The 11,682-nt window shown below is 63.4% G+C and carries 9 protein-coding genes; 3 read left to right on the top strand and 6 right to left on the bottom strand.

Features of this window, described 5'->3' with window-relative positions; genetic code table 11:
• Positions 1-14: 14 nt before the first annotated feature.
• The 6 genes from RTX79_RS09850 to dnaA all read right to left on the bottom strand — a co-directional run bounded on the left by RTX79_RS09850 (position 15) and on the right by dnaA (position 9,035).
• Positions 15-821: a M48 family metallopeptidase gene (locus RTX79_RS09850; RefSeq protein WP_309689418.1), complete on the bottom strand. Its 807-nt coding sequence runs from the start codon at positions 819-821 to the stop codon at positions 15-17.
• A 106-nt stretch (positions 822-927) separates the two neighbouring features.
• Positions 928-1,776: a CPBP family intramembrane glutamic endopeptidase gene (locus RTX79_RS09845; RefSeq protein WP_312683465.1), complete on the bottom strand. Its 849-nt coding sequence runs from the start codon at positions 1,774-1,776 to the stop codon at positions 928-930.
• 69 nt (positions 1,777-1,845) lie between these two features.
• A complete protein-coding gene (gene gyrB, locus RTX79_RS09840; protein WP_057509024.1) occupies positions 1,846-4,305 on the bottom strand; it encodes a DNA topoisomerase (ATP-hydrolyzing) subunit B in 2,460 nt (819 codons plus the stop codon).
• A gap of 109 nt (positions 4,306-4,414) precedes the next feature.
• Positions 4,415-5,509 (bottom strand): DNA replication/repair protein RecF, encoded by a 1,095-nt coding sequence (recF, locus tag RTX79_RS09835; protein ID WP_312683464.1) that lies wholly within the window; start codon positions 5,507-5,509, stop codon positions 4,415-4,417.
• Positions 5,510-6,303: 794 nt separating this feature from the next.
• The gene (dnaN, locus tag RTX79_RS09830) at positions 6,304-7,404 is read right to left on the bottom strand and encodes a DNA polymerase III subunit beta (protein ID WP_042612143.1); all 1,101 of its coding nucleotides are present in this window, start codon (positions 7,402-7,404) and stop codon (positions 6,304-6,306) included.
• Positions 7,405-7,679: 275 nt separating this feature from the next.
• Entirely contained in the window at positions 7,680-9,035 is a 1,356-nt protein-coding gene (gene dnaA / locus RTX79_RS09825) for a chromosomal replication initiator protein DnaA (protein WP_057509026.1), read from the bottom strand.
• A 254-nt stretch (positions 9,036-9,289) separates the two neighbouring features.
• Here dnaA and rpmH point away from each other — a divergent pair, with 254 nt between their 5' ends.
• From rpmH to yidC, 3 genes are read left to right on the top strand one after another with little or no spacing between them, the layout of a single operon-like run.
• The gene (gene rpmH / locus RTX79_RS09820) at positions 9,290-9,430 is read left to right on the top strand and encodes a 50S ribosomal protein L34 (RefSeq protein WP_006404565.1); all 141 of its coding nucleotides are present in this window, start codon (positions 9,290-9,292) and stop codon (positions 9,428-9,430) included.
• Between the two features lie 5 nt (positions 9,431-9,435).
• Complete coding sequence (gene rnpA, locus RTX79_RS09815; protein WP_312683462.1) at positions 9,436-9,930, top strand: ribonuclease P protein component; 495 nt, start codon at positions 9,436-9,438, stop codon at positions 9,928-9,930.
• On the top strand, positions 9,930-11,627 hold the full coding sequence (gene yidC / locus RTX79_RS09810; protein WP_312683460.1) for a membrane protein insertase YidC: 1,698 nt from the start codon (positions 9,930-9,932) through the stop codon (positions 11,625-11,627). Before rnpA ends, yidC begins: the two co-directional genes overlap by 1 nt.
• Positions 11,628-11,682: the final 55 nt, after the last annotated feature.

Genomic DNA, 11,682 nt, shown 5'->3' with positions numbered 1-11,682 from the left:
AAATTCACGCATATTCAGCTACAGCGTGGTTTGCGTCCCGCCGCCTGTGCCTGTTGGAACACGCCTTGCAGGGCGGGTGCATCGCGCTGCAGTTCGCGGATGCGATTGGCCGGATCGGGATGGGTCGACAGCCACTGCGGACTGCGGCCACCGCTGGCGGCCATCATGTTCTGCCACAGGTTCACCGCCTGCGCCGGGTCGAAACCTGCCTCCGCCATCAGCTTCTGTCCGACCACGTCGGCTTCGCTCTCCTGGGTGCGTGAACCGGGCAGCAGGAACAGGGTCTGCGCGCCCATGCCGCCGAACTGGTTCACCGCGCTGGCGGCGGTTTCGCCATAGGCTGCGCCGGCCAGTGCACCGACCACCGACAACCCGGTCTGCGCGCCCATCTGGCGGGTGATGCGTTCCTCGTGGTGGCGCGCGATGACATGGCCGATCTCATGCCCGATCACCGCCGCCAGCTGGTCCTGGTTCTTGGCCACGGTGAAGATGCCGGAGTTCACCCCGACCTTGCCACCGGGCAGGGCGAAGGCGTTGGGTTCGCTGTCGGCGAAGACCGCCGTTTCCCAGCGCACGCCCCGGTACTGCGACGGCAGCTGGGCCACCAACGCATTGACCACGCACTGCACGTAGGCGATCTGCCTGGCGTCAGTGCTGATCTTTTCCTTCTGCTTGGTTTCAGCAAACGCCTGTGCGCCCAGCTGGTCCAACTGCGCCTGCGAAACACCGCCAACGACCTGCCTGCGCCCGGTGGGGGAGGTGGTGGTGGCGCACGCGCTCAACAACGCGGTAATCGTAAAAGCCAGCAGCAGTCGTTTCATGGATCGGATCCCCGTGTTCATGCAACGAGTGTCCACTTCGGCGGCTTAATTTTTCGTCAATCCAGTCAACCCATGTCACGCATGCGCTGCGGATTGCGGCACGTTTTCAAGTCGCGCCAAACACCATCAACAACGTCATCGCGACCGCGTTGTTCAACGCATGCGCACCTATCGGTGCCCATAGCGTGCCCGTGCGTTGGTACAGCCAGCAGAACGCGGCGCCCATGCCACCGTAGATCAGCCACAGTTGGGCGATTTCCGCCGGCCCGTTGCCGCTGGTGCCCGGAATCTCATGAACCAGTGCGAATGCAAGGCTGCTCAACAGCACGCCGAGCCACGGTTTTCCGGCATTCCATAGACGCCCGAACAGCACCCGGCGGAACAACAGTTCCTCGTAGGCTGGCGCCAGCACCACGGCGAACAGCGCCAGGAAAACGGGGAATTGCGCGGCAGCGCTGCTCATCAGCTCAAGGTTGGTCGGTACCGGCTCGATACCGGCCCGCTTGGCGAGAAAGCCGATGCCGTTGCTGCCGATGATGACCAGCGTGCCCACCCACAGGGTCCAGCCCCAGGTGGCCGGCCGGCCCAGGGCGCGCATGGAGGTTTCACGTTCGGCGGGCGTGGCGCGGCGACGCCAGAAATACAGGATCAGCGCTGCGCCGCCGGTGGCGAACAGGGCCATCAGGATCTGTGCCAGCGCGCCGGGCTGGCCAAGCTGGGTGGCGATCGAATCCGGACTCGGCGCTGGCGCACCGTTGGCGACCAGTTCTGCACCGACCCGCATGCCCTGCACCGCGCCCCACAACAGTCCGGCCAGCAGGCTCAGCCCGAACAGGATGAGCGCGGCCAGTCCCAGGTCGATCAGGAAACCGGCCACCGGTGAGCCGGCAGCACGCGGTTTAGGCGCAGAGGCGCCGGGAAGCGGCGGCGGTGGAACCGGGGTGGTTGTTGACATGCGCATCCTGCAGCAGAAGGAGAAACGCCGGCGCCGGATTGATCCGGGCGCCGGCAACCTTCGATTGTGTCAGATATCCAGATTGGCGACTTTCAGCGCGTTGTCTTCGATGAAGTCACGACGCGGTTCAACCACGTCCCCCATCAGGGTGCTGAAGATCTGGTCCGCAGCGACCGCGTCTTCGATGCGCACCTGCAGCAGGCGACGGGTATCCGGGTTGACCGTGGTGTCCCACAGCTGCTCCGGATTCATTTCGCCCAGACCCTTGAATCGCTGGATCTGGCGACCGCGCTTGGCCTCTTCGAGCAACCACGCCTGGGCCTGGGCAAAGCTGGTCACTTCGATGGATTTGGCACCGCGATTGATGGTGGCGCCTTCGCGGACCAGGCCGTGCAGCAGGTTGGCGGCCTGATAGAGCGCACGCAGTTCGCCGCCGTCGAAGGCCGCAAGCGGCAGCACCTGGATATGCTCTTCGCCCATGTGGCGACGGGTCACCAGCACGGCAGCCGGACGCTGGTCGTTCGGTTCCTGCAGTTCCAGGCTGAAGCGCGCCGAGCCCAGGCTGCCCTGGTTGAGGCGGGCAGCCAGTGCATCCAGGCCTTCACCGGCCGGTGCATTGCGCAGGTGCTCCAGGTCCATCGGAATGAAATCGACAAGCGATTCCAGCAGCTGGCGATCGTAGCGGTGCGCATTGCGCGCAATCGCTTCGAGTGCGCCGGCATAGCTCAGCAGCAGTTTTTCCAGGTTGACGCCGTCGATCGGCGGTTCGCCGGCCGCGGGTACCAGCGCCGCATTTTCCACCGCGCTGCTGGCCAGGTAACTGTCCAGTGCCGGATCGTCTTTCAGGTACAGCTCGGTCTTGCCCTGTTTGATCTTGTACAGCGGCGGCAGGCCGATATAGACATAGCCGCGCTCGATCAGCTCAGGCATCTGACGGTAGAAGAACGTCAACAGCAGCGTACGGATGTGCGCACCGTCGACGTCGGCGTCGGTCATGATGATGATCTTGTGGTAACGCAGCTTGTCCGGATTGTACTCGTCCCGGCCGATGCCGGTGCCCAGCGCGGTGATCAGCGTGCCGACCTGGTCGGACGCCAGCATGCGGTCGAAACGTGCGCGTTCCACGTTGAGGATCTTGCCGCGCAGCGGCAGCACGGCCTGGTTTTTGCGGTTGCGGCCCTGCTTGGCCGAACCACCTGCCGAGTCACCCTCGACGATGAACAGTTCGGACAGTGCCGGATCCTTTTCCTGGCAGTCGGCCAGCTTGCCCGGCAGGCCGGCGATATCCAACGCGCCCTTGCGGCGGGTCAGGTCGCGGGCTTTGCGGGCCGCTTCGCGCGCACGCGCGGCATCGACGATCTTGCCGGCGATGGCCTTGGCTTCGTTCGGGTTTTCCTGCAGGAAGGATTCCAGGCGCTGGCCGAACGCGTTTTCCACCGCCGGACGGACATCCGAGCTCACCAGCTTTTCCTTGGTCTGGCTGGAGAAGCTGGGATCGGGCACCTTCACCGACAGCACCGCGATCATGCCTTCGCGCATGTCATCGCCGGTCAGGTTGATCTTGGCCTGCTTGGCGATGCCGTTCTGTTCGATGTAGTTGTTGAGCACGCGCGTCAGCGCGCCGCGGAAACCGGCCAGATGGGTGCCGCCGTCCTTCTGCGGAATATTGTTGGTGAAGCAGTACATCGTTTCCTGGTAGGAATCGGTCCACTGCAGCGCCACTTCCACGGTAATGCCGCTGTGCTCGCCCACCACCGAGATCACGTTCGGATGCAGCGGGGTCTTCAGCTGGGCAAGATGCTCCACGAAGCTGGCGATGCCGCCTTCGTAGTGGAAATCATCGCGACGACCTTCTCCGCGCTGGTCGATCAGCACGATCTTGACGCCGGAGTTGAGGAACGACAGTTCGCGCAGACGGCGGGCCAGGATGTCGTAGTGGAATTCGACGTTGTCGTGGAATGCCGTGGTCGACGGCCAGAAGCGCAGGGTCGTACCGCGCTTGGTGCTGGCTTCAACCTGCTGCAGCGGCATCACCGCGGCGCCGTCGGCATATTCCTGGTGGTAGTGGAAACCGCCCTGGTAGATGTCCAGGGTCAGCTTCTGCGACAGCGCATTGACCACGCTGACGCCCACGCCGTGCAGGCCGCCGGACACTTTGTAGCTGTTGTCGTCGAACTTGCCGCCGGCATGCAGGACCGTCATGACGACCTCGGCCGCCGAGACCTCGCGATCCAGCTTCCTGCTCATCTGCTCATGCTTGCCGGTCGGGATGCCGCGTCCGTTGTCCGATACGCCTACGGAACCATCGGAATGGATCGTCACCGACACGTGGTCGGCGTGGCCCGCGAGCGCTTCATCGATCGAGTTGTCGACGACTTCGAACACCATGTGGTGCAGGCCGGTGCCGTCATGGACATCGCCGATGTACATGCCGGGGCGCTTGCGGACGGCCTCCAGGCCTTCCAGCGCCGTGATGCTGTTGGCGTCGTAGGTGCCAGTGTTTGCAGGGGTGTTCTGTTCGTCAGTCATTGCGCTCGCCGTAGGCTCCGCAGGTCGGGCGCCAACGAATGGCGCGCCGAGAAAGAGGGGGTGGTGCAACCTGAATTATACCAGCCGGGCAGGTCTACCCCGTGGGCCACTATGGCACACCCGTGACGTGGCCATGTTCCACGTGGAACCGGGCGATGTCGGTGCGATCCTGCAGCGGTGCAGGGGTCTCGGTTGCGGTGATGAATATCTGCGCCGGGCCGGCCAGCAGGCGGTCCAATACCCGGCCCTGATGGTTACGATCCAGTTCCGAACCCAGGTCATCCAGCGCAATCACCGGCCAGTGCCCGCGCTCCACCGCATAGTCTTCCGCCTGCGCCAACAGGCAGGTGAGGGCAGTCAGCTTCGCCTGCCCGCGGGACAAGGCATCACGGCCCGGAATGCTGCCAAAGCCGACGCTCCAGTCAGCGCGGTGCGGTCCGACCGAGGTATAGCCGGCCTGGCGATCACGCTCACGTGCCAGCAGCAGCGCATCGGCCAGTGAAATTTCGTGCCGGCGCCAACCCGGGCTGAGCGTCAGCGACTGCAGGTCCAGCTGCGGCGCCAGATTCGCGGCGAGTTCCACGGCCCGGCCCTGTAGGCGTTCCAGGTAATGAAGACGGCGGCTGGTAAGCGGCTCACCGGCCTCGGCAAGTTCATGATCCCAGGTATCCAGCATCCGCGGCGATCCGCCCTGCTTCAACAGGGCGTTGCGCTGCTTGAGGGCGCGCGAGTAGCGGCGCCACAAGGAGAGGAAGTCGGGTTCCACGTGGAACAAGCCCCAATCCAGGAAACGGCGACGGGGCTCGCCGCCACCGCTGACCAGCGCATGGCTGCCCGGTTCGAAGGTCACCACGGCCAACGCAGCGCACAGGTTTCCCAGTTGCGCTACATCCTCGCCGTCCAGACGGCCCTTCCAGTCCTGTCCCGAGTGGCGAAGACCCGCGCGCCGGCGGATTTCGCTGCCTTCGGCGTTCGATTCGTCCCATTCCACGAAAATCTCCAAGGATTCCTGTCCCTGACGGATCAAGCCGTCGCGGACGCGGCCACGGAAGCTCCGCCCATAGGCCATCAGGTGCAGGGCTTCCAGGACGCTGGTCTTGCCGGCGCCATTGTCGCCCGTCAGCAGGTTGATGCCGGGCTGCGGCAACAGTTCTGCCGCGTCGAATCGACGGAGCTGGTGGAGGGAAAGACGGCGGATCTGCATGGAGGGGGACGGTCGGCACCGGCGGTGCGGGAAGTTGAGCGATCTACCAGCTTACTGCATCGGTCAAGTGCGCCTGTCGGCTGCGGAGTGCGGCCGATGCGCACCCTACCGCGGCCGAAATAACCTGCGTTCTACGGGTCTGAGTCCGTTCCACGCACCAGATTTCAAGAACTCCATGCCCGTCACTGGCAAGGGTTCAACGTGATCCCAGCGAAATCCTTGAATTCTGCTGGGCCCCAGCCCACGGGCCGCATCAGATTTCAAAGAATTCACGGCATCTTCGAAACCGATCGGGAAAACCTCTGGATGACTTATACACAAGCACTGGGCAATCTGTGGATAAAAAGTCGAGTTCACGAGCCTTCAAAATCTATCCACAGGTATTCCCCCAGCCCGACCCCCACTTAGAAGGGGGGTTTCGAGGCCGACAAAGCCTTTTAAATCATATACATAAGCTAGTTATACATGAAATCTGGCCCTACCATCACCACCATGCTTTAGATTTATACCCAGATTTAAAGCTTGGCAGACCCTCCGATCAGCACGCGGCAGGGGTGTGGATAGCCGTCTGCGCGGCAGGGCAGAGCAACGGGCAATGACGCAGCTGATTCACTTGCAAACTAGATTGACTTCCCGATTGCAGATCAGCACTCGGTGGACACTCTCGTCGAACTAGGGGACGGCAAAGCCCATCATCCGAAGGTCCGTACGTCCCACAGTGGCAATGCTCCACGTGGAACAAAAAAAAACGCCCGAACCAGTCGGGCGTTTCCTGTTCCACGTGGAACCGAACGTCAGAGACGCAGCGGCATCACCACATGACGCGACTTCTCGCTGCTCGCTTCACGAACCAGCGCAGAGGAGTTCGAATCACGCAGCTGCACGATGACGTACTCATCGCGCAGCGCGGACAGGGCATCCAGCACGTAGTTCACGTTGAAGCCGATCGCGAGATCGCTGACCGTGGTCTCGGCCTCGATCTCTTCCTGGGCTTCTTCCTGCTCCGGGTTGTGCGCGCTGATCTTCAGGTTGCCCGGCGAGACTTCCACGCGAATGCCGCGGTACTTCTCGTTCGACAGGATCGCGGCACGCTGCAGCGAGGCACGCAGTGCTTCACGATCAACCTTGACCTCGCGATCCGCACCGATCGGAATCACCGCCTCGTAGTCGGGGAAACGACCGTCGATCAACTTCGAGGTAAAGGTCACATCGTCGCGCTTGACCCGCACGTGGCTTCGACCGACTTCCAGCTCGATCTCACGGTCGCCGCTCTCCAGCAGACGCTGCAGCTCGGTTACGCCCTTGCGCGGCACGATGATCTGGCGCTTGGAACCGCTGGGCTTGGCCAGGTCCGTTTCGCACAGCGCCAGGCGGTGCCCGTCGGTGGCAACGGTACGCAACGTATCGCCGCGCAGGTCGAACAGCAGGCCGTTGAGGTAGTAGCGCACGTCCTGCTGGGCCATCGCGAACGCGGTGCGTTCGATCAGCTCCTTCAGGGTGGCTTCGCCAATGGCGACGCGCTCGGTGGCTTCCACTTCGTCCACCGACGGGAAGTCGTTGGCCGGCAGGGTTGCCAGGGTGAAACGGCTACGCCCGGCCTGCACGGTGATCTTGTCACCGGTCTGCGAGACGGTGATCCGGCTGCCATCGGGCAGGGCGCGGATGATCTCGAAGAGCTTGCGGGCGGGAATGGTGGTTTCGCCGTTCTCGGCGTCTTCAACTGCGATCCGCGACACCATTTCCACTTCCAGGTCAGTACCGGTCAGCGAAAGCTGCCCGTCCTGCACCTGTACGAGGAAGTTGGCCAGAACCGGCAAGGTCTGGCGGCGTTCGACCACATTGACGACTTGCGCCAACGGCTTGAGAAAGGCTTCGCGCTGCAGTGTGAAACGCATGTGGTTCCGTGCCCCTATGCTTTAAAAAATATGGAATAAATCAAAAGCTTGGTGGTGATGGTAGAGCCAGAATTCAGGGAAAACACACTCAAGTATCTGAATACAAAGGGTTTTAGTGCATCGAAACCCTATGGAATACCGCCCTTCAAAGGGGGGGGAAAGCTGTGGATGGAATTCCCTGGATCTGGAACGCCTTTTTTATCCACAACATGCCCCGTGCTTGCCCCCGGATTCTGCACCGTTTTGTGCGATGACGCCTTACCGGCGTACGTGCATCATTCGCTCAGCTTGCGGATGAGCTTGTCCCAGTCTTCCCGCAGCTTGCCGTCGGTTTCCATCAACGTCCGGATCTGGCGGCAGCCGTGCAGCACCGTGGTGTGGTCCCGCCCTGCGAAGGCGTCGCCGATCTCGGGCAGGCTGTGCTCGGTGAGTTCCTTGGTCAGGGCCATCGCGACCTGGCGCGGACGGGCCAGCGACCGGGTCCGACGCTTGGACAGCAGATCCTTGATCTGCAGGCCGTAGTAGTCGGCGACGGTTTTCTGGATGTTGGGAATGCTGATGGCCTGCTGCTGGGCCCGAAGCAGATCGCGCAGGGTTTCCTGGGCGAACTCCGTGGTGATCGCACGGCCAGTGAAATTGGCCCGCGCGGTCAGGGTATTCAGCGCGCCCTCGAGGTCGCGCACGTTGGAGCGCATCTTCTTGGCTATCAGGAACGCCACATCGTCGGGAATCTCAGCGCCACGTTCGCGAGCCTTGGCCAGCACGATGGCGGCGCGGGTCTCGAAGTCCGGTGGCTCGATGGCCACCGACAGGCCCCAGGCAAGTCGCGACTTCAGGCGCGCTTCCAGGCCTTCGACTTCGCGCGGATACCGGTCGCAGGTCAGGATGATCTGCTGCTTGCCGTCGAACAGCGCGTTGAAGGTGTGGAAGAATTCTTCCTGGGTGCGGTCCTTGCCGGCGAAGAACTGGATGTCATCGATCAGCAGCGCGTCCACCTGCTGGAACTGGCGCTTGAACTGATCCATGGTCTTTTCCTGCAGGGCCCGGATCATCGCGCTGAAGAACTGTTCCGAACGCAGGTAGAGCACCTTGGCGTGCGGGTTGGCTTCGCGCATCGCGTTGCCCGCCGCGAACATCAGGTGGGTCTTGCCCAGCCCGGTGCCGCCGTACAGCAGCAGCGGATTGTGCGCGCGGTCACCCGGACGCTGCGCCGCCTGGAACGCCGCCGCCAGACCCAGCTGGTTGCTGCGGCCTTCGACGAAGTTGGCGAAGGTGTAATGCGAATCCATGTTGCCGGCGAACGGCACCACCGGCGCACTGGCTGCAGGCGGCAGCGCCGGCGAGGCCCCCCCGGTGAACAGGCCCGGATTCGGCGCGATCTGCGTCTCCATGGGGCGGGGACGCGAGCCGATTTCAAGAAAAACGTCGCCAAAACCAGCGAAGTGGGTCAGCAGTTCGCGGATCCTCGGCAGGTACAGCGAGCGCACCTGGTCGACGATGAAGGCATTGGGGGCGAAGAGGATCAAGGCGTCAGCGCGCAGATCAGCCTGCAGCGGCTTCAGCCAGGTGTGAACGTCTTCAGGCGGGAACTCCGCTTCAAGGCGTTCCAGACAACGGGACCAGGCATCCATCGGCAATAATCATCTTGGGCCGGTGGTCAGGCGCTTGAAAGCACCGTCCCGACAGGCCGGAAAGGGGGAAAAGGATGACTCAGACTACCATCGCCGGGCGGCCTCTGGAATGCTTGTCCCACAGTTATTCACAAAATCATCCACAGCTATTGCACAGCCCCATGAAATCGCGTAGTCACAAGGGCTTGACGCGAGGGGGTAAGTACCTCTAGAATTTCCGGTTCTTTCCGTCCATTTCATACGAGAGGCCCAACATGGCCACCAAGCGCACTTTCCAGCCCAGCAACCTCAAGCGTAAGCGCGACCACGGTTTCCGTGCCCGTATGAAGACCGCTGACGGCCGCAAGATCCTGTCGCGTCGCCGCGCCAAGGGCCGCAAAGTCCTGAGCGCCTGATTGCCATGCCGCTGTCCGCGGCAGACGCAATCCTTCCGACAGTGAGTACTGCTGACCCGCGCAAGCGATTCCCTCGCTCTGCGCGGGTTCGCACGCGTGCCGAATATTCTACGGTCTTCAACGGCGCCCGCCGGGTGTCCGAACCGCTGATGACCCTTCACTGGCTGCCAGAAGACCGGCCGGCCAGGATGGGTCTGGCCGTTTCACGCAAGGTGGATCCGCACGCCGTAGGGCGTAACCGGATCAAGCGCGTCCTGCGCGACGCCTTGCGACATTGCCGCGCTGACCTGCTGCCGGGCGACATCGTCGTCGTGGCACGTAGTGCTGCGCGTGCCGCCAGCAACGATGAGATCCGCCAGGCCTTCCTGCGCCTGTTGCGACGCCTTGGTGCATTGCCCGCCCCGGTCGTGGACGGCACAATGCCGCCTTCCGACGGCGTCGCATCGCCTTCTTCGAACGAGCCGGCACCACGCCCCGGCACCGCAGAGCCTGTCCGCTGATGAACCAGACCCGTATTTTCCTTATCTTTGCCTGGCTGATGGTGGCCGTGCTGTTGTGGATGGAGTGGGGCCGCGAAAAGGCCGCACCGCCGGTCACGCAGACCACCACCGCCGTCGCCGCTGCCAACCAGACCGTCCCCGGCGCCACGCCCGGCGGCGTGCCCGGTGCGCAGGTTCCCGGTGCCGATGCTGCGGCGACCACCGCACAGGCAACGGCCACGCCGGCCACCCAGCGGGTGACCGTCACCACCGACGTGCTGCGCCTGGTGCTCGATGGTGGCCGCGTGCTGGACGCCGAGCTGCTGCAGTTCCCGCAGACCAAGGCCGACAACAGCCCGCCGGTGCGCCTGCTGACCGAAGACGCCGCGCATCCGTACAGCGCGATCAGCGGCTGGGCCAGCGAAGACAAGAGCGTGCCGGTTCCGGGCGCCGATGGCTTCAAGCTGGTCGGTGACCAGCGTGAGTTCGTGCTGGCCGACGGCCAGAAGGAACTGCAGATCCCGTTCGTGTGGAACGGTCTGAACGGCGTGGTGATCGACCGCACCCTGACCCTGTCGCGCAACGAGTACGCGATCAAGGTCAAGGACGTGGTCCGCAACCAGGGCACGGCCCCGTGGAACGGCTTCGTCTACCGCACGCTGGACCGCAGCCCGACCATCCTGTCGCGCAGCATGACCAACCCGGATTCCTTCAGCTTCAACGGCGCCACCTGGTTCAGCACCGAAGGCGGCTACGAGCGCCGTGCCTTTGCTGATTACCTGGACGACGGCGCACTGAACAAGAACATCACCGGCGGTTGGCTGGCGATGCTGCAGCATCACTTCTTCACCGCGTGGATCCCGCAGTCCGACCAGGTCGCGCACTACGTGCTGTCGCAGAACAACGGCCGTGACCAGATCGAAGCGCGCGGACCGGCGTTCAACGTCGCCCCGGGCCAGCAGGTCAGCAGCGAAGCCCGCCTGTGGGTCGGCCCGAAGCTGGTCAACCAGATCGCCAAGGAAGACGTGAAGGGCCTTGACCGCGTGGTCGACTACAGCCGCTTCTCGCTGATGGCGGTGATCGGCCAGGGTCTGTTCTGGGTGTTGAACCAGGTGCACAAGCTGGTCAACAACTGGGGCTGGGCGATCGTCGGCCTGGTGGTGCTGCTGAAGCTGGTGCTGTATCCGCTGTCGGCGGTGCAGTACAAGAGCGGTGCGAAGATGCGCCGCTTCCAGCCGCGCATCGCGCAGCTGAAGGAACGCTACGGCGATGACCGCCAGAAGTTCCAGACTGCGATGATGGAGCTGTACAAGAAGGAAAAGATCAATCCGATGGGCGGCTGCCTGCCGATCCTCATCCAGATGCCGATCTTCTTCGCCCTGTACTGGGTGCTGGTGGAGTCGGTCGAACTGCGCCAGGCGCCGTGGCTGGGCTGGATCCAGGACCTGACCGCGCGTGATCCGTACTTCATCCTGCCGGTGATCAACGTGGCGGTGATGTGGGCCACGCAGAAGCTGACCCCGGCACCGGGCATGGACCCGATGCAGCAGAAGATGATGCAGATGATGCCGATCGTGTTCGGCGTCATGATGGCCTTCATGCCGTCCGGCCTGGTCCTGTACTGGGTGGTCAACGGCGGCCTGGGCCTGCTGCAGCAGTGGTGGATGACCAAGCGCCATGGCGGCGATCCGGTCCCGGCCATCGCCACCAAGAAGTAAGCCACACAGGAACCCGCCGCAAGGCGGGTTTCCTGCTTCTGGCCGTCTGCAGACC

It is taken from the genome of Stenotrophomonas chelatiphaga, assembly GCF_032054965.1.
GTDB classification, from domain to species: domain Bacteria; phylum Pseudomonadota; class Gammaproteobacteria; order Xanthomonadales; family Xanthomonadaceae; genus Stenotrophomonas; species Stenotrophomonas chelatiphaga.
This window is presented reverse-complemented; position numbering and strand designations above follow the sequence as displayed.

Coding starts and splice junctions, on each gene's coding strand:
- yidC (WP_312683460.1), top strand. CDS start 9,930: ATGAACCAGACCCGTATTTTCCTTATCTTTGCCTGGCTGATGGTGGCC.
- RTX79_RS09845 (WP_312683465.1), bottom strand. CDS start 1,776: ATGTCAACAACCACCCCGGTTCCACCGCCGCCGCTTCCCGGCGCCTCT.
- RTX79_RS09850 (WP_309689418.1), bottom strand. CDS start 821: ATGAAACGACTGCTGCTGGCTTTTACGATTACCGCGTTGTTGAGCGCG.
- dnaN (WP_042612143.1), bottom strand. CDS start 7,404: ATGCGTTTCACACTGCAGCGCGAAGCCTTTCTCAAGCCGTTGGCGCAA.
- recF (WP_312683464.1), bottom strand. CDS start 5,509: ATGCAGATCCGCCGTCTTTCCCTCCACCAGCTCCGTCGATTCGACGCG.
- gyrB (WP_057509024.1), bottom strand. CDS start 4,305: ATGACTGACGAACAGAACACCCCTGCAAACACTGGCACCTACGACGCC.
- dnaA (WP_057509026.1), bottom strand. CDS start 9,035: ATGGATGCCTGGTCCCGTTGTCTGGAACGCCTTGAAGCGGAGTTCCCG.
- rnpA (WP_312683462.1), top strand. CDS start 9,436: ATGCCGCTGTCCGCGGCAGACGCAATCCTTCCGACAGTGAGTACTGCT.
- rpmH (WP_006404565.1), top strand. CDS start 9,290: ATGGCCACCAAGCGCACTTTCCAGCCCAGCAACCTCAAGCGTAAGCGC.